General features: G+C 65.2%; 18 protein-coding genes. 4 read left to right on the top strand and 14 right to left on the bottom strand.

All coding sequences use genetic code 11. The features are described from left to right. The first annotated feature begins 50 nt into the window (after positions 1–50). Entirely contained in the window at positions 51–668 is a 618-nt protein-coding gene (locus tag ABIA90_RS26450; RefSeq protein ID WP_028146895.1) for a flavin reductase family protein, read from the top strand. A 173-nt stretch (positions 669–841) separates the two neighbouring features. Here ABIA90_RS26450 and yghU read toward each other — a convergent pair whose 3' ends face one another. Together yghU and ABIA90_RS26440 are read right to left on the bottom strand one after the other, a co-directional pair. Then, positions 842–1,723, bottom strand: coding sequence for a glutathione-dependent disulfide-bond oxidoreductase (gene yghU, locus ABIA90_RS26445; protein WP_354119580.1), 882 nt, complete (start codon positions 1,721–1,723; stop codon positions 842–844). A gap of 184 nt (positions 1,724–1,907) precedes the next feature. Then, on the bottom strand, positions 1,908–3,581 hold the full coding sequence (locus ABIA90_RS26440; protein WP_354119581.1) for a flavin-containing monooxygenase: 1,674 nt from the start codon (positions 3,579–3,581) through the stop codon (positions 1,908–1,910). Positions 3,582–3,836: 255 nt separating this feature from the next. Between ABIA90_RS26440 and ABIA90_RS26435 the strand changes: the two genes are divergently transcribed. After that, complete coding sequence (locus tag ABIA90_RS26435) at positions 3,837–4,970, top strand: nitronate monooxygenase (protein ID WP_354119582.1); 1,134 nt, start codon at positions 3,837–3,839, stop codon at positions 4,968–4,970. 184 nt (positions 4,971–5,154) lie between these two features. After that, positions 5,155–6,660, top strand: a complete 1,506-nt coding sequence (locus tag ABIA90_RS26430) for an acetyl-CoA acetyltransferase (RefSeq protein WP_354119583.1) — start codon at positions 5,155–5,157, stop codon at positions 6,658–6,660. 106 nt (positions 6,661–6,766) lie between these two features. Here ABIA90_RS26430 and ABIA90_RS26425 read toward each other — a convergent pair whose 3' ends face one another. From ABIA90_RS26425 to ltnD, 6 genes are all read right to left on the bottom strand, one after another. Next, positions 6,767–7,966, bottom strand: coding sequence for an efflux RND transporter periplasmic adaptor subunit (locus tag ABIA90_RS26425; protein ID WP_354119584.1), 1,200 nt, complete (start codon positions 7,964–7,966; stop codon positions 6,767–6,769). Further along, complete coding sequence (locus ABIA90_RS26420) at positions 7,953–11,132, bottom strand: efflux RND transporter permease subunit (RefSeq protein WP_354119585.1); 3,180 nt, start codon at positions 11,130–11,132, stop codon at positions 7,953–7,955. The genes ABIA90_RS26425 and ABIA90_RS26420 overlap by 14 nt, the downstream gene beginning before the upstream one ends. A gap of 245 nt (positions 11,133–11,377) precedes the next feature. Continuing rightward, positions 11,378–13,069, bottom strand: a complete 1,692-nt coding sequence (locus ABIA90_RS26415) for a methyl-accepting chemotaxis protein (protein ID WP_354119586.1) — start codon at positions 13,067–13,069, stop codon at positions 11,378–11,380. A 170-nt stretch (positions 13,070–13,239) separates the two neighbouring features. Continuing rightward, positions 13,240–14,517 carry a 3-oxo-tetronate kinase gene (gene otnK, locus ABIA90_RS26410; RefSeq protein ID WP_354119587.1) on the bottom strand — a complete coding sequence of 426 codons (1,278 nt, stop codon included), beginning with the start codon at positions 14,515–14,517 and terminating at the stop codon, positions 13,240–13,242. Continuing rightward, on the bottom strand, positions 14,514–15,296 hold the full coding sequence (gene otnI / locus ABIA90_RS26405; protein ID WP_354119588.1) for a 2-oxo-tetronate isomerase: 783 nt from the start codon (positions 15,294–15,296) through the stop codon (positions 14,514–14,516). Before otnI ends, otnK begins: the two co-directional genes overlap by 4 nt. 16 nt (positions 15,297–15,312) lie before the next feature. Next, complete coding sequence (ltnD, locus tag ABIA90_RS26400) at positions 15,313–16,230, bottom strand: L-threonate dehydrogenase (RefSeq protein WP_071915756.1); 918 nt, start codon at positions 16,228–16,230, stop codon at positions 15,313–15,315. 105 nt (positions 16,231–16,335) lie between these two features. On the opposite strand from ltnD, the gene otnC reads away from it, so the two are divergent. Further along, on the top strand, positions 16,336–17,010 hold the full coding sequence (gene otnC, locus ABIA90_RS26395) for a 3-oxo-tetronate 4-phosphate decarboxylase (protein ID WP_354119589.1): 675 nt from the start codon (positions 16,336–16,338) through the stop codon (positions 17,008–17,010). 185 nt (positions 17,011–17,195) lie between these two features. Here the strand turns inward: otnC and ABIA90_RS26390 are convergent, their stop codons facing one another. The 6 genes from ABIA90_RS26390 to ABIA90_RS26365 all read right to left on the bottom strand — a co-directional run bounded on the left by ABIA90_RS26390 (position 17,196) and on the right by ABIA90_RS26365 (position 22,773). Then, positions 17,196–17,900: an ABC transporter ATP-binding protein gene (locus ABIA90_RS26390; protein ID WP_354119590.1), complete on the bottom strand. Its 705-nt coding sequence runs from the start codon at positions 17,898–17,900 to the stop codon at positions 17,196–17,198. Beyond that, positions 17,884–18,615, bottom strand: a complete 732-nt coding sequence (locus ABIA90_RS26385) for an ABC transporter ATP-binding protein (protein WP_028146884.1) — start codon at positions 18,613–18,615, stop codon at positions 17,884–17,886. Before ABIA90_RS26385 ends, ABIA90_RS26390 begins: the two co-directional genes overlap by 17 nt. Further along, on the bottom strand, positions 18,612–19,595 hold the full coding sequence (locus ABIA90_RS26380) for a branched-chain amino acid ABC transporter permease (protein WP_063984699.1): 984 nt from the start codon (positions 19,593–19,595) through the stop codon (positions 18,612–18,614). The genes ABIA90_RS26385 and ABIA90_RS26380 overlap by 4 nt, the downstream gene beginning before the upstream one ends. Continuing rightward, positions 19,595–20,473: a branched-chain amino acid ABC transporter permease gene (locus ABIA90_RS26375; RefSeq protein WP_354119591.1), complete on the bottom strand. Its 879-nt coding sequence runs from the start codon at positions 20,471–20,473 to the stop codon at positions 19,595–19,597. Before ABIA90_RS26375 ends, ABIA90_RS26380 begins: the two co-directional genes overlap by 1 nt. Before the next feature lie 150 nt (positions 20,474–20,623). After that, entirely contained in the window at positions 20,624–21,868 is a 1,245-nt protein-coding gene (locus ABIA90_RS26370) for an ABC transporter substrate-binding protein (RefSeq protein WP_354119592.1), read from the bottom strand. Between the two features lie 89 nt (positions 21,869–21,957). Further along, the gene (locus ABIA90_RS26365) at positions 21,958–22,773 is read right to left on the bottom strand and encodes a putative hydro-lyase (protein WP_071915761.1); all 816 of its coding nucleotides are present in this window, start codon (positions 22,771–22,773) and stop codon (positions 21,958–21,960) included. Positions 22,774–22,786 lie beyond the last annotated feature (13 nt).

Raw genomic sequence — 22,786 nt, 5'->3', positions numbered from 1 at the left:
TCGCTAAAGCTTCGGCGGACATGAGCGGGGCGACAACTCACGGAGCCACCATGGAATACGCCGCCAGCGACCTGACGCCACGCGAGCGCTACAAGGTGCTGACGTCCTTCATCCTGCCACGGCCGATCGCGTGGGTGACCTCGGTCGGGCCGACCGGCGTCGTCAACGCCGCGCCGTTCAGCTTCTTCAACGCCTTCTGCGAAGATCCGCCGCTGTGCATGTTCGCGGCGAACCGCAAGCCCAACGGCCAGGACAAGGACACGTTCCTCAACATCCAGCGCACTGGCGAGTTCGTGGTCAACCTCGCCGACGAGCCGCTGGCGAAGGCCATGCACGAGAGCAGCGGCGACTTTCCCCCTGAAGTGGGCGAGCCTGACTATCTCGGGCTGAAGCTCGCACCGTCGGCGAAGATCGCCGTGCCGCGGCTCGCCGACACGCCCTGGGCGATGGAGTGCAAGCTCTGGAAGATGATCGACGTCAACGACGATCGCCGGCTGATCATGGGCGAAGGCATCCACTTCCATATCCGCGACGAACTGTGGGACGACAAGGCGATGCGGGTGCACATGGACCGCTATCACCCGATCGGCCGCATGTTCGCCGATCGCTACTGCCGCACGGATGATCGAGTGGTGTTTCCGGCGGCGGAAGGGGCGAAGGGGAAGTAGGCCGCGCCATCGCGCTCCCTCGCCCCGTTCTTACGGGGAGAGGGCTGGGGTGAGGGGCTGCTTCCGAGAAAACAGTGTGAGTTGGACTCGCGGAGAGTCCCCCTCACCCGAATTCGATCTTCGATCGAATTCGACCTCTCCCCGCAAGCGGGGAGAGGTGAAGCGAGCACCGTTTACGTCGCGGCCGGCTCGCCGATCTTGTCCTGGGTCTTGGTGTCGAAATCGCCGGCGTCGTGCCGCTCGTGGAGCTGGCTGGCAGGATCGCCGGAGACGCGGTTGACCATGCGGCCGCGCTTGACGGCCGGACGCTTGGCGATCTGATCGGTCCAGCGCTGCACGTGCTTGTAGTCCTGCACCGACAGGAATTCGCCGGCGCCATAGACCAGCCCCTTGGCGAGCGCGCCGTACCAGGGCCACACCGCGATGTCGGCGATGGTGTACTCATTGCCCGCGAGGTACTCGTTGTCGGCGAGGCGCCGGTCGAGCACGTCGAGCTGGCGCTTGACCTCCATCGCAAAGCGGTCGATGGCGTATTCGATCTTGGTCGGCGCGTAGGCGTAGAAGTGACCAAAGCCGCCGCCGAGATAGGGCGCGCTGCCCATCTGCCAGAACAGCCAGGACATCGCTTCGGTGCGGGACTTGATGTCCTTTGGCAGGAAGGCGCCAAATTTCTCGGCGAGGTAGACCAGGATCGAGCCGGATTCGAACACCCTGACAGGCTCGGGACCGGAGCGGTCCACCAGCGCGGGAATTTTCGAGTTCGGGTTGATGTCGACAAAGCCGCTGCCGAACTGGTCGCCATTGCCGATCCTGATCAGCCAGGCATCGTATTCGGCGCCCTTGTGGCCGAGCGCCAGCAGTTCCTCCAGCATCACCGTGACCTTCACGCCATTCGGCGTCGCCAGCGAATAGAGCTGGAAGGGATGCTTGCCGACCGGCAGCTCCTTGTCGTGGGTCGCGCCGGCAATGGGGCGGTTGATGCTGGCGAACTGCCCGCCGTTCTCCTTGTTCCAGGTCCAGACTTTGGGCGGCACGTAGGCGGGGGCGTCGGTCATGCGGGGGCTCCGGCGGAAAGATGCGCCTGCATTAATTAGCCCGCGAATGGCCGATGGCAAGGGCGCAGAAATGCATTGCCGGGCGGGGCAACTCTACGTTTCGTCATGGCAGGCCACTTCCCCGCCGTCGTTCCGGGCCCGCCGCCCCGCGACGCCCCGGAATGACGATCGGAAAGAGCCAGGTTCAGGATGCGGCCGCCGTCAGCCCCTGCTCGGCCCGCCCCAGCAAAAACCCCTCATAGCCCTTCGCCGCGACCTCGTCGCAGATCCGGCGGTAGACGCCGACGCCACCGATATAGGGCATGAAGATGCGCGGCTTGCCGGGAATGTTGGCCCCCATGTACCAGGAATTGGCCTGCGGATAGAGCGTGCCGTGGGCGACCTCGTTGACATGGGCGACCCACTTGTCCTCGGCCTCCCCGCCTGCCTCCATGGTGGCAACACCCTGCCTGCGCATGTGGACGAGGCAATCGGCGATCCAGTCGACATGCTGCTCGATCGAGACGATCATGTTCGAGAGCACCGACGGGCTGCCGGGGCCGGTGATGATGAAGAGGTTCGGAAAGCCCGCGCTCATCAGCCCGAGATAGGTCTTCGGGCCTTCCGCCCACTTCTCGTTCAGCGTCCGTCCGCCCGGGCCACTGATGTCGATCTTCGCGACCGAGCCGGTCATGGCATCGAACCCGGTCGCCATCACCAGCGCGTCGACCTCGTGGTCCTTGCCTGCGACGCGCACGGCATTCGCGGTGATCTCCTCGATCGGATTGGTCTTGATATCGACCAGCGAGACGTTCGGTCGGTTGAAGGTCGCGAAATAATCCGTATCGATGCAGATGCGCTTGGTTCCGATCGGATGGCTGTTCGGCTGCAGCAGCTTCGCGGTTTCGGGGTCCTTCACGATCTCGGCGATCTTGCCGCGCACGAAGTTCGCCGCGGTGTCGTTCGCGGATCGCTCGAGGCCGAGATTGTTGTAGACATACATGAAGGTGAGCCCGCCGCGCTCCCAGCGCGCCGAATATTTGCCATTCCTGGTCTCATCGCTGTCGTCGAGTGCGCCGCGATCGGGTTGCTCGGCGAAAATACCGTTGCGTGCGATTTCGCGGGCGAAGCGGCGGATCTCCGGATAGGTCTTGCGGACGTTGTTGCGCTCTTCGTCGGTCAGCGCGGCGTTGCGCGCGGGAATCGAAAAATTCGCCGTGCGCTGAAACACGGTGAGATGTCTCGCCTGCTCGGCAATGATGGGGGCCGACTGGATACCCGATGAACCGGTGCCGATGAGGCCGACGCGCTGACCGGTGAAATCGACCGGCTCATGCGGCCAGTTGCCGGTGTGGTAGACAGGTCCCTTGAAACTTTCGAGACCCTTGATGTCGGGCTTGCGCGCGTTCGAGAGGCAGCCGGTCGCAAGCACGATGAACTGCGCCTCAACCGTCTCGCCGTCGGACGTCGTCACCGACCAGCACTTCGCGTGCGCGTCGAACGCCGCGCGCTCGACGCGGGTGTCGAACTGGATGTCGCGGCGAAGATCAAAACGATCGGCAACGTGGTTGGCGTATTTCAAAATCTCCGGCTGCGGCGCATAGCGCTCGCTCCAATCCCACTCCTGCTGAAGCTCTTCCGAGAACGAGTAGGAGTACTGCATGCTCTCGACATCGCAGCGCGCGCCGGGATAGCGATTCCAGTACCAGGTGCCGCCGACGCCACCACCCTGCTCGTAGACGCGCGCCGAGAAGCCAAGACCGCGCAGGCGGTGCAACATGTACATGCCGGCAAAGCCCGCGCCGACGACGACCACGTCGTAAGCTTTCAAGGCTTGGGCCTTCACGGTTCGGGCCGGACTCGCTTGCGCTTGCGACATCGGTTGGCGCTCCCTCGCTGTTTTCTCTTTGTTTGCGCCAGCATTCTCACAGACCCACAAAAGCGCAAGAGGCAAATCGGCGGGCTCCGGTCTGTTTATTTTGTGCAGCGGAATAGCTCATCCGCCGCGTGGCGTCTGCACGCAAGATGCGCGGCCAAATCCGGATTGGCATCGTTGACGACGATGAGCTAGCTTCGAAGCGCCTTCGCTCAAGCAAAGCAACAACAGCAACGCGACGGCTGCCGGGAGAGAGCCATGAAATCGCCGATCTGCGACATGCTGGGCATCGAGTTCCCGCTGCTCGCCTTCAGCCATTGCCGCGACGTCGTTGCCGCCGTCAGCCGTGCCGGCGGCTTTGGCGTATTGGGTGCCACCGTGCACACGCCCGACACGCTCGAGCGCGAGCTGAAATGGATCGACGAGCATGTCGACGGCAAGCCCTACGGCATCGACGTGCTGATCCCCGAGAACATCTCGACCGCAGGCGAGAAGGACGTCACCTGGAAGAGCCTGGAGGCGCGCGTGCCGCAGGAGCACCGCGCCTACACCCGCGACCTCTTGAAGAAGTACGATATCGAGCTGACGACAAGTGATGTGGCCGACAACCAGCCGCAACCGTTCGACGCGAAGACGGCACTTCAGCTGCTCGAGGTCTCCTTCAACCATCCGATCCGATTGATCGCCAACGCGCTGGGCGTGCCGCCGAAGGCGATGATCGAGATGGGCAGGAAGCATGGCGTGCCGGTTGCCGCCCTCGTCGGCGCCAAGGAACATGCCCTGCGCCAGGTCGCCGCCGGCGTCGACATTCTCGTGGTGCAGGGCACGGAGGCCGGCGGCCATTGCGGCGAGGTCTCCACCCTGGTGCTGGTGCCGGAGGTGATCAAGGCGATCAAGAGCATCCGCGACGTGCCGGTGCTCGCGGCCGGCGGCATCATGACGGGACGGCAAATGGCCGCCTGCATGGCGATGGGCGCGGCCGGCGCCTGGACCGGTTCGGTGTGGCTGGCCACCGTGGAGGCCGAGACCACGGAGATCTTCCGCGAGAAGATGATCGCGGCGTCCTCGCGCGACGCGATCCGTTCGAAGGGGCGCACCGGCAAGCCGGCACGCCAGCTCCGCTCGGTCTGGACCGATGCCTGGGACCGCGCGCCGGAAAGCCCCGGCGCGCTGCCGATGCCGCTGCAAAGCGTCATCAGCCGCGACGCCTTCAACGCGATCGATCGCTCGGCGGCGAGCGGCAATGCCAAGGCGCGCGACCTCGTCAGCTATTTCGTCGGCCAGGGCGTCGGCCTGATCGACAGCGTGAAGTCGGCGGGCGCGGTGGTGCAGGAGTTCAAGGAAGAATTTGCCGAGGCCGTCGAGCACATGAATGCGCTGGTGGCGGAGTAATTGCCTGTGGCCGGAATAGAGTCCGTGGCTCATCCTTCGAGGCTCGCCAAGCGCCGCAAGCGTCGCTCGGCTCGCACCTCAGGATGACGCTTCATCCGTAGCCGTCACCCTGAGGTGGCCGCTTCTTCAGCGGCCCTCGAAGGGCGACGGCGTGCCGAAGACCCAGAAAGTGAACCAAGAAGAAATGACCAAGACCTCTATCCCGGAAGACCTCATCCCCGTCATCGTCGGCATCGGCGAGATCGTCGACCGACCCAGGGAGATCACCGACGGCCTCGAGCCGTTGGATCTGCTCGAACAGGCGCTACGGCGGGCCGAGCAGGACGCCGGCGCAAAACTGCTTGGCGAGGTGCAGTCGCTCGACGTCGTCAACTTCCTGAGCTGGCGCTATCGCGATCCGGAACAGCTTTTGGCGCAGCGGCTCGGCATTGCGCCGGCGCATTGCTATTACGGCCCCGTCGGCGGCGAGAGCCCGATCCGCTACATCCACGAGGCGGCAAAACGCATTGCGCGCGGCGAATGCACGGTGGCGGCTGTCTGCGGCGCGGAGGCGCAGTCGACCGCGACCAAGGCGGAGCGCGCCGGGGTCAAGCTACCCTGGACGCCGTTCGCCCACGACGTCGAGGAGCCCAAGCGTGGGGCGGCTTTCCAGAAGCCGCTGGCGGTGAAGCTCGGCGTGTTCCGTCCCGTCACGGTTTATCCATTCTATGAGTCCGCCTCCTCCGCCCATTGGGGCCAGACGCCGCGCGAAGCCATGGCAGAGTCCGGCACGCTGTGGTCGCGCTACTCCGAGGCCGCCGCCGAAAATCCCAACGCCTGGCTGAAGCGGCGCTATGCGCCGGACGAGATCACGACGCCGACGGCGGACAACCGGCTGATCGCCTGGCCCTACAACAAGCTCATGGTCGCCAACCCCAGCGTCAACATGGGCGGCGCGCTGCTGCTCACCAGCCTCGCCAAGGCGCGCGCGGCCGGCATCGCCGAGGACAAGCTGGTCTATCCGCTCGGTGGCGCCTCGGCCGAAGAGCCGCGCGATTACCTCCTGCGCGATCAGTTCCATGAAAGCCATCCGCAGAATGCGGTGCTGAAGGCGGCGATGGATCTCGCCGGCGGCGACGGCTTCGACGCGATCGAGCTCTACAGCTGCTTCCCGTGCGTGCCCAAGATGGCGCGGCGGACGCTGGGCCTCGGGGCCGACGTGCAGCCGACCGTGACCGGTGGCCTCACCTTCTTCGGTGCGCCGCTCAACACCTACATGACGCATGCGGCCTGCGCGATGGTGCGGCGTGTGCGTGATGGCGCCAAGCTCGGGCTGCTCTACGGCCAGGGCGGCTTCGTCACCAAGCACCACGCGTTGGTGGTGTCGAAGACGCCGCGTGAGGCGCTGGCGCAGGAGACCAGTGTGCAAGGCGAGGCCGACCGCAACAAGCGCGCGGTGCCCGAGTTCGCCACGGAGGTCTCAGGCAGGGGCAAGGTCGAGAGCTTTACGGTGCTCTATGGCCGCGGCGGCGATGTCGAGCACGGCGTGGTGATGCTGCGGACGGCGGACGAGCGGCGCACACTCGCGCGCATTCCGGCGAGCGACGCGGCGACGCTGGCGCATCTGCTCAACATGGATCGCACGCCGGTGGGTTCGCTCGGCGAGATCGCGATGGCCGCGGATGACGTGCCGGAGTGGCGGGTGGCGTAGCTTTCGTAGGGTGGGCAAAGGCGCTCTTGCGCCGTGCCCACCATTCTTCTTCCAATCACATGAAGACGGTGGGCACGCTTCGCTTTGCCCACCCTACGAGATCAACCTAGCCCTTCGGCGCCTGCTTCTCCGACGCCGTCGCCGGCTTGCCCTTGGCACCGCCGGCGACGCGAACCTGGTCGCCGTCGGAAATACCATCCGGCGGGGCAGTGATGACGCGGTCGTCGGGGGCGATGCCCGAGGCGAGTTCAATCTCCTTGCCGAGATCGCGTGCGATGGTCACGGTCTTGAACTGCACCTTGTCGTCGGGACCGACGGTCGCAACACGCAGACCGCTGCCGTTGAAGATCAGGGCGCTGGCGGGAATGCTCAGCGGCGCGGTGTCGCGCTGAAGGTTGAGCTTCACGCTGGCATAGCCGCCGGGCATCAACTCGCCGTTGGAATTGTCGAGCCGAAGCTGCATGCGGGTGGTTCCTGAGGCGACGTCTACGGCCTGCGAAGACGCCTCGACCGTCGCCTGGAATGTCCGGTTCGGGTATTCCGGCATGACCATGGTGGCCTTGGCGCCGATCTTGATCGCAGGCACGTAGTTCTGGGGAACGTTGACGTAAACGCGCAGCTTGGTGATGTCGGAGACCACGAACATCGCCGGGCCGGAGCCGCCGCCGGCATTGATCAACGCGCCGACGTCGGTATCGCGCGCCGTGACCACGCCATCGAACGGCACCGTGATCTTCTTGTAGCCGGCCAGCGCTTCAAGCCGCTCGACATTTGCCTGGCCTGAGTGGACGGCCGCGTTCTTGTTGGAGAGATCGGCGGTGCGCTCGTCGATCTCCTGCGCGGAGACGAAGTTGGAGGCGACCAGCGTCTTGCGCCGGTTGAGCGTTGCTTCCGAGAGCCTGGCACTGGCCTGCTGGCTGGCGAGGTCGGCGCGGGCCTGAAGCAGTTGCTGGTCGAGGTCGGGCGCCTCGATCTCGGCGATCACCTGCCCCGCCTTGACGCGCGCGCCCATGTCGACGCTCCAGCTCTTCAGATAGCCGGAGACGCGTGCGAAGATCGGCGCGCGGTAATAGGCTTCGAGCCGACCCGGCAGGTCGATGGTGCCGTTGAGGGATTTTGCGTTCGGCAGGGTCACCGCAACGCTGGGAACGGCCTGATCGTCGGTCCATTCCTTCAGCTTGGAGCCCTGCTCCTCGCGGGCACGAATGCCGGTGCCGACGACGAGGCCTGCCGCAATCAGCGCCACCACGCCGAAGATGCCCAGTTTCCGGTGCGACACCGGGGAGCGGGGTTCAGTGGGCGACATGCGGAGTCTCCAATGGGGCGGCGGCTTTGGCGCCTTGTTTCTTGTGTACCATACTGAACACCACGGGAACAAACATCAGCGTGGCGAAAGTTGCAAAGATCAGGCCGCCGATCACGGCGCGGCCAAGCGGCGCATTCTGCTCGCCGCCCTCCCCGAGCCCCAGGGCCATCGGTGCCATGCCGATGATCATAGCGAGCGCGGTCATCAGCACCGGGCGGAACCGGACGAAGCCGGCCTCGAGTGCAGCGGCGATGGGGTCACCGAGTTCCTCGTAGCGCTCACGGGCGAAGGAGATCACGAGCACGCTGTTGGCGGTGGCAACGCCCATGCACATGATCGCGCCGGTCAGCGCCGGCACCGACAGCGTCGTCTCGGTCGCGAACAGCATCCAGACGATGCCGGCAAGCGCGGCCGGCAGCGCGGTGATGATCACGAACGGGTCGGACCAGGACTGGAAGTTCACGACGATCAAGAAGTAGATCAGCACGACGGCACCGAGCAGGCCGAACAGAAGGCCGGTGAAGGCGCTGTTCATCGTCTGCACCTGGCCGAGCAGCACCACGGAGGAGCCCTTCGGCACGTCCTTGGCGGTGTCGGCGATCACCTGACGGATGTCGGCGGCGACCGCACCGAGATCGCGGCCCGAGGTCGTGGCAAAGATCTGGACGAGGTTCTGGATGTCGTATTGCGACACAACCGCACTCGAGGTCGCGCGCTTGATGTCGGCGATGCCGCCGAGGATCGGCGACTGCGAGGCGCCCGTTGCCGTGATCGGCAGCGTCTGCAGCGCGCTGAGCGAGTCGATCTGGTATTGCGGCGTCTGCATCACGATGGAGTAGGAAACGCCGTTGTCCGGATTGAGATAGTAGGTCGGCGCGACCTGCGAGGAGCCGGCGAGGTTGACGACGAGACTGTTGGTGACGTCGCGCTCGGTCAGGCCGACATATTGCGCGCGGGTACGGTCGACGTCGATGTTGAAGGTGGGGTTATTCGGCGACTGCTGGATGCGCGCATCGGCAACGCCCGGGATCTTGCGAACCCTCGCCAGCAAATTGTTGGCGTAGGCAAAGTTGGCGCCGATATTGGCACCACGGATTTGCAGGTCGATCGGCGCCGGCGCGCCGAAGTTCAGGATCTGGCTGACGATGTCGGCCGGCAGGAATGCGAAGCTGACGCCGGGGAACAGGCGCGGCAGCTGCTCGCGCAGCACGCGCACGTGCTCTTCCGTCGGCTTGTGGCCCTCTTTCAGCTTGATCTGGATGTCGCCGTCCTGCGGGCCGATCACGCCCGTGTTGTTGTAGGTCATGTTGATGCCGGAGATCGGCATGCCGATGTTGTCGGTCAGCGTCTCGATTTCGCCGGGGATCAGCTTGCGGATCGCCTTCTGGACGTCTGCGAGCTGGTTGGCCGTCTCCTCCACGCGGGTGCCGACCTGGGTACGGACATGCATCAGGATATTGCCGGCATCGACCGCCGGGAAGAAGTTGCGTCCCAGGAACGGCACCAGCGCGAAGGACGCGCCGACCACGCAGAGGAAGCCGATCACGAACACCGCGCGGTGCGCCAGCGCGAGCCCGAGGAAGTCATGGTAGCCGCCGCGAATGCGCTCGAACCGGGCCTCGAAACCGCGCTGGAACCAGACCAGCGGATTGCGCGACTTCGGCGGGCCGCCCTCGTGATGGACGTGTGCCTGCAGCAGATAGTTCGCCATGGTCGGCACCAGCGTGCGCGACAGGATGAACGACCAGATCATCGCGAACATCACGGCTTCGGCCATGGGCACGAACAGGAAGCGGGCGACGCCGGAGAGGAAGAACATCGGCACGAACACGATGCAGATACACAGCAACGAGACGAAGGCCGGTGTCACGATTTGGTTGGCGCCGTCGAGGATCGACTGCTCGACCGGCTTGCCCTGCTCCAGATGGTAGTTGATGTTCTCGATGGTCACGGTGGCGTCGTCGACGAGGATGCCGACCGCGAGCGCAAGGCCGCCGAGCGTCATGATGTTGAGCGTCTCACCGATCGCCGACAGCATGATGATGGCGCCGAGCACCGAGAGCGGGATCGAGACCGCGATGATGACCGTGGAGCGCCAGCTGCCGAGGAACAGCAGGATCATGACGCTGGTCAGCAACGCCGCGATCACGCCTTCGAACGCGACGCCTTGAATCGCGCCGCGGACGAACACCGACTGGTCGCCGATGAAGCCGATCTTCAGCGCGTCCGGCAGCTGGTCCTTGACGTCGATCACCTTCTGCTTGATGCCGGCGATGATATCGAGCGTCGAGGTCGCGCCCGCCTTCAGCACCATCATCAGCACCGAGCGGTTGCCATCGACATGGACGATGTTGGTCTGCGGCGGATTGCCGTCACGCACGGTCGCGACGTCGCGCACATAGACCATCGCGCCATTGACGGTCCTGATCGGCAGATTGCCGAGCTCGTCGATCTTCAGCGGCGAGTTGTTGAGCTGGATGTTGTATTCGAACTGGCCGATCTTCTGGGTGCCGACCGGCGTGATCAGGTTTTGGGCTGCGAGCGCGTTGGCGACGTCCTGGCCCGACAGGCCGCGCGCCTGGAGCGCGGTCGGATCGAGGTCGATCTGGATTTGGCGCTGCTTGCCGCCGAACGGATACGGGATCGCCGCGCCGGGCACGGTGACCAGCGGGGTGCGCAGGTTATTAATGCCGATATCGGCGAGGTTCTGCTCGGTCAGGCCATCGCCCGACAGCGCCACCTGGATGATCGGAACGGTCGAGGCGGAGTAGTTCAGGATCAGGGGCGGCGTTGCGCCCGGCGGCATCTGCTTCAGCAGCGTCTGCGAGATCGCGGTGACCTGCGCGTTGGCGGTGCGGATGTCGACGTTCGGCTGGAAGAAGATCTTGATGATGCCAAAGCCGTTATAGGAGTTGGCGGTAATGTGCTCGATGTCGTTGACGGTCGTCGTCAGCGCGCGCTGGAACGGCGTGGTGATGCGGCCGGACATCTGGTCCGGCGGCAGGCCGGTGTACTGCCAGACCACCCCGATCACGGGGATGCGGATGTCCGGGAAGATGTCGGTCGGCGTCCGCAGGGCCGCGAGCGGCCCGATGATCAGGAGCAGAAGCGCGAGCACGACAAACGTGTAGGGTCGGCTCAGGGCAATACGGACCAGAGCAATCATTGGTCAGGCAATTCCAAATCGGGGACAGGGAACACGCCCCACGGGTTCCTGAGGCTGATTTACCCGAACACCGCGGAAATGGCCAACGACAGCACCGCCCCGTGCGGTCACTTCCCTGCTATCGCACTGCGAAATCGCATTCCAGATATGCAGCCTGCGGCCGGAAGATTACGAAAGCGGCTCACCCCCACGTAAAAAAGCGGCGCCCGCAGGCGCCGCTTTCAGAACTGCGATCGTTTCCCGGCTTAGGCCGCGCGAACGTTGGTCAGGAACTTGCTGACCTCGGTCTTGAGGCGGCTCGAGTCGTTGGACAGCATCTGCGCTGCCGACAGCACCTGCGAGGAGGCCGTACCGGTCTCGGTCGCGCCGCGCTGCACGTCGGTGATGTTGGAGGAGACCTGCTGGGTGCCCTGCGCCGCCTGCTGCACGTTGCGGGCGATCTCCTGGGTCGCTGCGCCCTGCTCTTCCACCGCAGCCGCAATCGCCGAGGAGATTTCGGAGAGACGCTCGATGGTCGAGGAGATCTCCTTGATGGCGCCGACCGAGTCGTTGGTCGCCGCCTGGATGCCGGAGATCTGCTGGCCGATTTCGCCGGTCGCCTTGGCGGTCTGCTCGGCGAGCGCCTTCACCTCGGAGGCGACCACCGCGAAGCCGCGGCCGGCTTCACCGGCACGCGCCGCCTCGATGGTGGCATTCAGCGCCAAGAGGTTGGTCTGGCCCGCGATGGTGTTGATCAGCTCGACGACGTCGCCGATGCGGGAAGCCGCCTTGGACAGCTCGCTGACGCGCTCGGTGGTGGCACGAGCCTGGCCGACGGCGTCGCCCGCCATCCGCGCTGATTCCTGCACCTGGCGGCTGATCTCGCCGACCGACGAAGCCATCTCCTCGGTGGCCGAGGCCACCGACTGCACGTTGGTCGAGGCTTCCTCCGAGGCCGCGGCGACCGTGGTCGCCATCCGCTGGGAGCGGTCGGCAGTCGAGGTCAGCGTCGAGGCGGAGGCTTCGAGCTGGGTCGAGGCCGACGACACGGTCTGGACGATCTCGCCGATCATCGTTTCGAAATCGCGGGTGATGCCGTCGACGCGGCGGCCGCGCTCGATCTTGGCTTCGGCATCGGCGGCGGCGGCCTCATCGGCGGCTTTCTTGGCGATCAAGGCTTCCTTGAAGATCTGGAGCACATCAGCCATGGCGCCGATCTCGGTCTTCTCGCCGCGATGCGGGACTTCGGCGGAGAGGTCGCCCTTGCCGAGCGCCTGCATCGGCTGGACGATCGAGTTGATGCCGGCGGAGACGTCCTGGACCAGGTAGAAGCTGACGCCGATGCCGATGATCACGGCGGCGCCGAGGATGATCGAGACCAGCATGAAGGCATAGAAATAGCTGTCGGCGGCATCCTGGGCAGCCTGGTCGCCGCCCTTGGTGTTGAGATCGATGTCCTTCATCAGGACCTCATCCGACGCAAGGCCGATCTTGTTGACCGTCTTGGTGTTCAGCTCCTGGGCGTCATGCGGGACCTTGCCGGCCTCCTTGCGCGACAGCGCCATGACGTCTTCGGTGCCCTTCTTGTAATCGTCCCAGAGCTTGGCCCATTCGTTGTACAGCCGGCGCTCCTCGGGCGAGGTGATCATCGGCTCGTAGGCCTTGCGGGACTTCGCGAGCGCCTCGATGACGGTGCCGGCCGTCTTTTCGTTGGCGAGCTTCTCCTCGAGGGTCTCGGACAGCATGTGCTGGCGGACCACGTTGCGGTAGGTGATGACGCTGGCGCGGAGTTCGCCGAGCACCCGGACGCTGGGCAGCCAGCTCGTGGTGATGTCGGTGGTGTTGGCGTTCATCGACCGCATCTTCGTGACGGCGAGCAGGCCCATGCCGGTCATCGCGACCAGCAGGAACGCCACGACACTGATGATCTTGGCGCGAATGGAAATGGTGGCGAACATAATCGGGTCTCGTTGTGCTGGCGCGGGCGCGCGTCCGGGAGGTCCTAAGAATCAACCAAAAGGAGCGACGCCGACATCAGACAACAGAGCGACTGAGCAGATGTTAACTACGACTCCGTTCGAGTACGGAGCCTGAAAGAAATGAACAGGCAGCTAAGAACGCCCTGCGCTCAGCGCATGAGCCCAAGCGCGTCCGCGAAGAATTCCGGCCCGCCGAAATTTCCGGACTTCAGCGCGAGCAACATATCGCCTGCTTCAGCGCCGACGGCGCGCAGCACCGGGACGCCCGCAGCGATCTCCGCACCGACCAGGAAGCCGGGAATCCCGAGGCGATCGACGACGGCGCCGGAGGTCTCGCCGCCAGCCACGACCAGCCGCCTGACGCCTGATTTGACTAGGTTTTCCGCAATGTCGGCCATCGCCTGCTCGATGGCGTGACCGGCCGCATCGCGGCCGTGGCGCGCCTGCAAGGCGGCGACCTGATCCGGTGTCGCGCTCGACGCGATCAGGACCGGACCGTCGGCTAAACGCGGCCTGGCCCAGGCGATCGCGCGCTGCACTTCGTCCGCTCCCGTAAGAATACGGTCCTGATCGAGATGGAGCACCGCCATGACGCGTTCGGCATTGGCGATCTGCTGAAGCGTCGCCTGCGAGCAGCTTCCGGCGAGGCAGGCCGCCGGCCCGCCGACGGCGGCATCCGCCCCGCCGCTGCCAGCGGCCGACTTGACCTTGCTCGTCGAGACCAGAGCCCGCGCCAGTCCGAGGCCGATGCCGGAGGCGCCGACCGACAGCCGATGCTGGGCAGCGACGAGGCCGATGGTCTCGAGGTCGCGGTCGAACACGGCATCGATAATCGCGGCACCGGTGCCCTTGCCTGACAATTCGGCAAGCCGAGCCCGCACGGCCTCCGCGCCGCGGGTGACGGTCGCGAGGTCGACCAGGCCGACCTGCGTCTTGCTCTGGCGTGCCAGCACGCGCACCAGGTTGGAATCGCGCATCGGGTTGAGCGGATGGTCCTTGAGCGGGCTCTCGTTCAGCGGCACGGCGCCGACGAACAGATTGCCCTGGTAGACCGTGCGACCGGTCTCCGGGAAGGCCGGCGTCACCAGCACGACGGCCTCGCCGCTATCGGCGCGCAGCGCGTCCATCACCGGGCCGATATTGCCCGCATCGGTGGAATCGAAGGTCGAGCAGATCTTGAACAGCACATGGCGCGCCCCGCGACCACGCAGCCATTTCTCCGCCGCGCGCGAACGCGACACGGCAAGGCCTGCCTCGATCGAGCGGCTCTTCAGCGACACCACGACGGCGTCGACCTCGGGCAGCGCGAGATCGTCCGCGGGCACGCCGATGGTCTGCACGGTACGCAGGCCCGCGCGCGTCAGCGTGTTGGCGAGATCGGAGGCGCCGGTGTAGTCGTCGGCGATGCAACCCAGTGCGAGCGTCACGGCTTCACTCCCGCATAAGGCTTGAACCAGGCGAGGCCATCGGTGGTCTTGCCGCGCGGATTGTATTCGCAGCCGACGAAGCCGGTATAGCCGAGCCGGTCGAGTTCGGTGAACAGGAACGGATAGTTCAGCTCCTCGCCGTCGGGCTCGTTGCGCGAGGGGACGCTGGCGATCTGGATGTGGCCGATGATCGGCATCATCTCGCGCAGGCGCATCGTGACGTCGCCGTGGATGATCTGGCAGTGATAGATGTCGAACTGGAGCTTCAGGTTCGCCAGTCTCAGCTCCTGGATCAGGTCGCGCGCGAAGCCGAAATCGTTGAGGAAGTAGCCGGGCACGTTGCGCGCATTGATCGGCTCGAGCACGATATCAATGCCGTGCGGAGCGAAGAACTCCGCAGCCCACGCCACCGATTTGTAGAACGCCTCGATCGCGACGCGCTCGCCGCGGTTGGCAATGCCGGCCATCAAGTGCAGCCGCTTGACGCCGGTCGCCTTGGCGTAAGGCAACGCGGTCTCCAGGCTCGCCTTGAGATCGGAGAAGCGCTGGGGAAGAGCAGCAAAGCCCTTCTCGCCGGCGTTCCAGTCGCCCGGCGGCAGGTTGAACAGCGCCTGCGTCAAACCGTTGCGCTTGAGCCGCTCGCCAACCACTTCGGCCGGATGCTCGTAGGGAAAGAGGAATTCGACCGCGGTGAAGCCCGCTTGCGCGGCGGCGTCGAAACGGTCGAGGAACGGCACCTCGGTGAACATCATCGTGAGATTGGCGGCGAAACGGGGCATTGGAAGATCCTCTTGCTTACTTGTCGCCGGGCAGCTTCACGCCGGTGACCTGCGCATACATGCGCGCGACCGAGGCGTCGTCGTCGCGGCCCATGCCGGCGGCTGACGTCATCAGGAACATCTGGAGAGCGGCGGCCGAGACCGGCACCGGGAAGCGGGCGCTGCGCGCCATGTCCTGGATGATGCCGAGGTCCTTGACGAAGATCTCGACCGCGCTGCGCGGCGTATAATCGCCGTCGAGCACGTGCGGCATCCGGTTCTCGAACATCCAGGAATTGCCCGCGGAGGCCGTGATCACCTCATAGACCTTGCGGATGTCGAGGCCCTGCTTGGCGGCGAACGCCATCGCTTCGCTGGCGGCGGCGATATGCACACCGGCGAGCAACTGGTTGATCATCTTGAAGGCGGCGCCCTGCCCCGCGGCATCGCCGAGCTCGTAGAGTTTTGCCGCCATGGCATCGAGCGCCGGCCGTGCCTTTGCAAAGGCAGCGGGACTGCCGGAGGCAAGGATCGTCAGCTCGCCTTGGGCCGCGCGCTGCGCGCCGCCGGAGATCGGCGCATCCAGATAGTGACGGCCGGTCGCCTCCAACTGCTTTGCGAGGCGACGGGCCACATCCGGGTCCATGGTGGCGGAGGACAGGAAGACGCTGTCCTTCGGCAGGGTCTCGGCGGCGCCATCCTTGCCGAACAGGATGGTCTCGGTCTGCGCGGCATTGACGACGACGCTGACGACGATGTCGGCGCCCTTGGCCGCTTCCGCCGGCGTGCTGGCGCCTGTGCCGCCGTCCTTCACGAAACGCGCCACCGCGTCAGCCGAGACATCGCAGCCGGTCACAACATGACCGGCGCGCTTCAGCGAGGTCGCCATGCCGAACCCCATCGAGCCGAGCCCGATGACCGCGATACGCTGATTTTGTGACGTGGAGGCGGACATGCAACTGACCCTTGCGAACGTTTCCTGGACGGCCGCCCTTTGCGGCGGCTCACTGATCCGAATAACACGGCTTGGCCGCGCTGCCAAAGCGTGAGACAAGCGGGCATGACGGCTATGAGCAACGAGACCCGGCTGCGTGAGGATATCTGCCGCTTCGGACGGTCCTTGTTCGAGCGCGGCCTGACACCGGGCTCTTCCGGCAATATCAGCGTCAAGATGCACGATGGGGGTTGGCTCGTCACCCCCACCAACGCCTCGCTCGGTTTCCTCGACCCGGCGCGACTGTCGCGGCTGGACGCACGGGGGCGCCTCCTCTCGGGCGATGCGCCGACCAAGGAAGTTCCGCTGCACAACGCGCTCTACGATACGCGCGAAAGCGCGCGGGCGATCGTGCATCTGCACTCCACCCATTCGGTCGCGCTCTCGATGCTGCCCGAGATCGACCCGCGCGCCGCGCTGCCGCCGATGACGGCTTATTATCTGATGAAATGCGGCGCCACTGCGCTTGTGCCCTATTACCGCCCCGGCGATCCCGCGGTTGCGGATGCGATCAAGGGATTGGCGGGCAAATATTCATCCGTGCTGCTCGCCAATCACGGCCCTGTCGTCGCCGGCGACACGCTGGAGGCCGCGGTGTTCGCGACGGAGGAGCTGGAGGAGACGGCGAAGCTGTACCTGCTGCTGCGCGGGATGAACCCGCGGTATCTGTCGCCGGAGCAGGTGAAGGATCTGGTGAAGGTGTTCGGGGTGACGCTGCCGGAGCACGGGCACGAGCATTAGCGCCACCGTCTCGTGACGAGCGCGATGGCGCGGCCTCACTCACCGCTGTCATTCCCCGCGAAGGCGGGGAATCCAGTACGCCGCGGCTTCTCCGTAGCCAACTAATGTCTCTGGAATACTGGATCGCCCGCCTTCGCGGGCGATGACACCGATCGTGTAGAACCCGCGTGCACAGCAGCTTGTGACTACAGCCCCAGATACGCCTTGCGTACATCGGGATTGCCCCTGATCTCGGCTGCCGGGCCCTGCATCAGCACACGGCCGGTTTGCAGGATGTAGGCGCGGTCGGCAATTTCGAGGCACTCGGCCATGCGCTGCTCGACGATCAGCACGGTCATGCCGGCGTCGCGGATGCGCAGTACCGCCTGGAAGATTTCGTCGACCAGCTTCGGCATGATGCCTTGCGAGGGCTCGTCCAGCATCAACAGCCGCGGGCGCGTCATCAGCGCGCGGCCGATGGCGAGCATCTGCTGCTCGCCGCCGGACAGCGTCTCGGCGCGCTGCTCCAAACGTTCCTGGAGACGCGGGAACAGCGTGAAGACGAGGTCGAGCGGCCCTTCACGATCCGCCTCACCGCGATAGAGATAACTGCCGAGGCGCAGATTGTCGCGCACCGACAGGCGCGGGAAAAGGCGGCGGTTCTCCGGCACATAGGCGATGCCGGTGGCGGTGATGTGATGCTGCGCCATGCCGTCGAGACGCTTGCCGTCGAACGTCACCGTGCCCGAACGCGGACGCTCGGCGCCGGCGATGGATTTGAGCAGCGTCGACTTGCCCGCGCCGTTGGCGCCAGCGACGCAGACGATCTCGCCCTTCTGGACCTCGATCGAGACCGCCGAGATCGCGACCAGACCCTGATAGGCGGTCGTGACTTCATGCACCGACAGCATGACGATCTCCCAGATATGCGCTGATCACCTTGGGATCGCGGACGACGTCGGAAGGCTTACCCTCGACCAGCACCTTGCCGAGGTCGAGCACGATGGCGCGGTCGACCAGCGGCATCACGATCTCCATGACATGCTCGACCATCAAAACGGTGATGCCGGCATCGCGCACCTTGCGCACCAGCGCGACGCCGGTCTGCGCCTCGGTCGGCGTCAGGCCGGTGAGAACTTCGTCCAGCAGCAGCAGCTTTGGTTCGGTCGCCAGCGCACGGGCGACTTCGAGGCGGCGTTTCTCGGCCGGCACGAGGTCGCTCGCGAGCACGTCGGCGCGCGCGGCAAGGCCGGTGAATTCGAGCACCTCATGCGCCTTGCGGCGTGCCTCGCGCATCACGGTGTTGCGGACGAGAGCACCGACGATGACGTTGTCGATAACAGTCATGGTCTCAAAGCTCTTGACCACCTGGAAGGTGCGCCCGACGCCACGCTGGCAGCGCTCGGCCGCCGGCATGTTGGTGACATCCTCGCCGTCGAACCAGATCGACCCTTGCGTCGGCGGCAGGACGCCGGCGATGAGATTGAACAGCGTCGACTTGCCGGCACCGTTCGGCCCGATCAGACCGACGATCTCGCCGCGGCCGACCGAGATCGAGACATCGCTGTTGGCGACGAGGCCGCCGAACCGCTGCCAGACGCCGCGGGTTTCAAGGAGCGCAGTCATCGCGTGGCTCCTCTTGCTTTCGAACGGGAGAACAGGCTCACCAAGCCGCGCGGCAGGGCCAGCGAGATCGCGACGATCAGGGCGCCGTAGACGATGAGGTCAACGCCACGGCCTGAGCCGCCGATATAAGAGCGCGTCAGCTCCGTCATCGGGATCAGGATGGCAGCCCCAAGCACAGGCCCCCAGAGGGTGCCGATGCCGCCGAGCACGGCCGGCAGCGCCATCAGCAGCGAGAACTGGAAGCCCATCACGCTTTCAGGGTCGATATAGGCGAGAAACTGCGCATAGAAGGCACCGCCGATGGCGACGAGGAAGGCGGAGACCGCGGCCGCGCCCATCTTGGAGTTGAACACGACGACGCCGAGGCTCTCGGCCGCTTCCGGATTGTCCTTCACCGCGCGCCACCAGAAGCCCCATTTGGAGTCCTCCAGCCACCAGGTGACGAACCAGGCGAGGCTGCACAGCACCAGCGCGAAATAGAAGTACGGCAGCTTGCTGCGCATGAACTGGAATTTCAGCCAGCTGTCGCCGCGCACGGGAACGGTGATTCCCATCGCAGCCCCCGCCCATTCCCAGTTCTGGAACAAGAGCAGTCCGATCTCGGCGATGACGATGGTCGCGATCACGAAGTAATGGCCGCGCAGGCGGAAGAAGGGATAGCCGAGCCCCATCGCGATGATCGCCGCAATCACGCCGCCGGCGAGCATGCCGAACCAGGGCAGCACGCCGAACTTGGTGAACAGCAGCTCGGTGGTGTAGGCGCCGATGCCGAAATAGAGCGCGTGCCCCAGCGAGATCTGCCCGCAATAGCCGGACAGGATGTTCCAGCTCTGCGACAGCGCCGCATACATCAGGGTCAGGATCAGGATGTTCTGGACGTAAACATCCTTGATCAACAGCGGAGCCAGCGCTGCGAGCCCGGCCAGCACTGCGGCGATGATGAGGTCGCGGCGGCGCCGCGCTGCAAAAGCCTTGTCCATCACATCGACCCGAACAGGCCGCGCGGCCGGATGAAGACGACGAGGAGATAGACGGCATAGATGCCGACGGACTTCAGCGATGGCGGCAACACCAGCGCGGTCACAGCTTCGACCAGGCCGACAATGATGCCGCCGGCGAAGGCGCCGAACACGCTGCCGAAGCCGCCGAGCGCCACGGTCACGTAGGCGATCAGCGCGAACGACGCGCCGACATCGGGATAGATGTAGAAGAACACCGCCATGATCGCACCGGCGAGACCGACCAGCGCGGCGCCGAGGCCCCAGCCGAACGCGAACACGCGGTTCTTGTCGATGCCAACGAGCGCGACGGCGCCGGGATCCTCGCGGGTGGCTTCCAGCGCGCGGCCGAAGTCGGTGCGGTGGATGAAGAGGTAGAGCCCGGCGAAGGCCGCGATCGAGACCAGCGCACCGATGAGCTGCGGCTCGGGCAGGAAGACGCCGGCGACCGAGATGGTTTTACCGCCGAGCCAGGACTGTGGAATGCTGCGATAGTCCGGCGTGAAGAAGTACTGCGCGAGGCCGCGCATCACGATCGCAAGGCCGAAAGTCGTGAAGATCTGCACCATGCCGGCATTGGCCTTGGCCCGCATGGCGAAGCGTACAAGGAGTAGATAGACCACCGCTCCGAACACGAACATCGCCGCGGCGACCAATGGGGCCGACAGCAGGGGATCGATCGCGAAGAACGCGAACAGAAAGAAGGACAGGTACATCGCGAGCATCAGGAATTCGCCATGGGCGAAGTTCGTGACGTCCATCAGGCCGAAAATCAGCGCGAGGCCGACCGCGATCAGTCCGTAGAGCAGGCCCATCAGAAGGCCGCTCGCGAGACTCTGGATAATGGCTTGAGCTGTCAAAAGTCGTCCCCCGAAATAGATCCTCATCCTGAGGAGCGCGCACCAGCGCGCGTCTCGAAGGATGGCCCAGCCCTCGCCCTTCGAGACGCGGGCTACGCCCGCTCCTCAGGATGAGGGCGGGAGCTACGTCCGAGCTCCCGCTTCCCAATCTTACTTCATCGGCCAGATCGCTTCCGCGATCGCGGCCTGCGGCGGGAAGATGGTGACGAACTTGCCGCCGACATATTGCAGCAGCACCGGGTCGGCGTCGTTGTTCTGGCCGGCCTCGTCGAACTTGACGCGCTTCCAGGGCATGATGGTCTGCTCACCCGGGATGTCGGTCGCAGCCAGTGCATCGCGGATCTTCTCGCCGTCGGCCGATTTGGCGCGGTTGATGGCGTCGGCCAGGATGATCAGGCCCATGAACTGGCGCGAGGTCAGGTCGTTGAAGTCCTTGCCCGAGCGCGCCTTGAACATCTCGTTGATCTTGCCGACCATGGGACGCTTCTGCGCGAGATCGAGCGAGAAGGTGCCGCGCGAGATCACGCCTTCGAGCTTGTCGCCGACGGCATCATAGAGCGCCTTCTCCGAGAAGCCGGCGTCCTGCGCCACGATCGCGTTCGGCTTGTAGCCCAGCTCGGCCATGGTCTTGACCAGCAGGATGCCGTCCGTGGTGTAGCTCGACGGCATCAGCACGTCGGCATTGGCGCTCTTGAGCTGCTGCACCTCGGCCGAGAGTGAGGGCGAGTTGGCGCGATACTTGATGTCGGTGACGATCTTGTAGCCGCGCTCGCCGGCGATCTTGGCCTGGGCGTTGCCGGAATCGGTACCGAAGATGGTATCCTCGTGGAACAGCGACAGCGTCTCGATCTTGGTGCCCTTCTTCTTCAAGGCATCGAAGAAGTCGAACATCGCAGCCGAGTACATCTCGTCATGCGGGGCGGCGCGGAAGTAATATTTGAGGCCGCGGCGATGCAGGCTCGGCGAGGAGTTGTCGGCGGAGACGAACGGGATCTGGTAGCGTTCGCAGATCTGGCTGACGGTGACGGCGACCGCGCTTTGATAAGTGCCGATGATCGCGGAGACCTTCTCCTGCGTGATCAGGCGCTCGGCCTCGGCGCGGCCCTTTTGCGGATCGGCCTGGTGGTCGGCGAACACGAGGCGGACTTTTGCGCCGCCGAGGCCCGGCAGACCCTCGCCCTTGGCCAGCGGCAGTTCGAAATCGGTGTCCTTGTTGATGACCTCGAGCGCGGTCTCATAGGCCTTCTGCGCGTCGACGCCCTGCTGTGCGCTGCCGCCGGAGAACGGATAGATCACGCCGATCACGACCTCGGAGGTCTGGGCGCGTGCAGCGAGCGGCACCAGCGCGGCAGTGGCTGTGGCGCCAAGCAGCACGTCGCGGCGAGAGATCGTCATGGCAAAGTCCCCTGTTACTAAATTTCGACTGATCGAATGGAGCGATTGATGGATGCGGTAAAGCCCGAAGAAGCAGCAAACGCTGCCTACTAAATCACGGCCATGTTCCGGTTCTTCAGATCCGTCACCAGCATCAGGCCGGGCGAATGCGTGATCGCGAACGGCAGCCTGGCGGCGTTGATCACCGATTGCGGCGTCACGCCGCAGGCCCAGAACACCGGGATCTCGTCGTCGGCGACGGGCACGGGATCGCCGTAGTCCGGCTTGGCGAGATCCTTGATGCCGATCAAATGCGGATGCCCGAGATGCACGGGTGCACCGTGCACGGCGGGATAACGCGAGGTGATCTGCACCGCGCGGATCGCATCGGCCGGCTTGAACGGACGCATCGACACCACCATGGGACCGGCGAACGGACCGGCCTCGCCGCAAGCGATGTTGGTGCGGTACATCGGCACGCGCACGTTCTGCTCGATGTGGCGGATCGGCATGCCCTCGTCGAGCAACGCCTCTTCGAACGAGAACGAGCAGCCGAGCACGAAGGTCACGAGATCGTCGCGCCAATGCTTGGTCACGTCGGTCGGCTCGTCGACCACCTCGCCGTCGCGCCAGATGCGATAGCGCGGCACGTCGGTGCGGATGTCGAGATCGGCGCCGAGTGCGGGGATGTGCGGGCTGCCGACGTCGGACATGCCGATGATCGGGCACGGTTTCGGATTGAGCTGGCAGAAGCGGTGAAAGGCGCTGGCGTATTCGGCCGGCAGGATCGCCAGATTGCCCTGGACGAAGCCGGGGGCGACGCCGGCAGTAGATCCGACCTGGCCGCCGCGATAGGCGAGCCGCGCCTGGCGGCTCGGGAGCGTGTCGGGCGTTTCAGTTTGCTGCGCTGCCACCAAAACAGTCATTTGATCGACCTGC

It is taken from the genome of Bradyrhizobium sp. LA6.8 (assembly GCF_040547935.1).
GTDB classification, from domain to species: Bacteria; Pseudomonadota; Alphaproteobacteria; order Rhizobiales; family Xanthobacteraceae; genus Bradyrhizobium; species Bradyrhizobium barranii.
The sequence above is the reverse complement of the archived record's forward strand: the minus strand, read 5'-3'. Positions and strand labels throughout refer to the sequence as shown.

Coding starts and splice junctions, on each gene's coding strand:
- ABIA90_RS26370 (WP_354119592.1), bottom strand. CDS start 21,868: ATGACGATCTCTCGCCGCGACGTGCTGCTTGGCGCCACAGCCACTGCC.
- ABIA90_RS26385 (WP_028146884.1), bottom strand. CDS start 18,615: ATGACTGCGCTCCTTGAAACCCGCGGCGTCTGGCAGCGGTTCGGCGGC.
- ABIA90_RS26450 (WP_028146895.1), top strand. CDS start 51: ATGGAATACGCCGCCAGCGACCTGACGCCACGCGAGCGCTACAAGGTG.
- ABIA90_RS26440 (WP_354119581.1), bottom strand. CDS start 3,581: ATGTCGCAAGCGCAAGCGAGTCCGGCCCGAACCGTGAAGGCCCAAGCC.
- ABIA90_RS26415 (WP_354119586.1), bottom strand. CDS start 13,069: ATGTTCGCCACCATTTCCATTCGCGCCAAGATCATCAGTGTCGTGGCG.
- ABIA90_RS26430 (WP_354119583.1), top strand. CDS start 5,155: ATGACCAAGACCTCTATCCCGGAAGACCTCATCCCCGTCATCGTCGGC.
- otnI (WP_354119588.1), bottom strand. CDS start 15,296: ATGCCCCGTTTCGCCGCCAATCTCACGATGATGTTCACCGAGGTGCCG.
- ABIA90_RS26390 (WP_354119590.1), bottom strand. CDS start 17,900: ATGCTGTCGGTGCATGAAGTCACGACCGCCTATCAGGGTCTGGTCGCG.
- ABIA90_RS26435 (WP_354119582.1), top strand. CDS start 3,837: ATGAAATCGCCGATCTGCGACATGCTGGGCATCGAGTTCCCGCTGCTC.
- ltnD (WP_071915756.1), bottom strand. CDS start 16,230: ATGTCCGCCTCCACGTCACAAAATCAGCGTATCGCGGTCATCGGGCTC.
- otnC (WP_354119589.1), top strand. CDS start 16,336: ATGACGGCTATGAGCAACGAGACCCGGCTGCGTGAGGATATCTGCCGC.
- ABIA90_RS26425 (WP_354119584.1), bottom strand. CDS start 7,966: ATGTCGCCCACTGAACCCCGCTCCCCGGTGTCGCACCGGAAACTGGGC.
- yghU (WP_354119580.1), bottom strand. CDS start 1,723: ATGACCGACGCCCCCGCCTACGTGCCGCCCAAAGTCTGGACCTGGAAC.
- ABIA90_RS26380 (WP_063984699.1), bottom strand. CDS start 19,595: ATGGACAAGGCTTTTGCAGCGCGGCGCCGCCGCGACCTCATCATCGCC.
- ABIA90_RS26365 (WP_071915761.1), bottom strand. CDS start 22,773: ATGACTGTTTTGGTGGCAGCGCAGCAAACTGAAACGCCCGACACGCTC.
- ABIA90_RS26420 (WP_354119585.1), bottom strand. CDS start 11,132: ATGATTGCTCTGGTCCGTATTGCCCTGAGCCGACCCTACACGTTTGTC.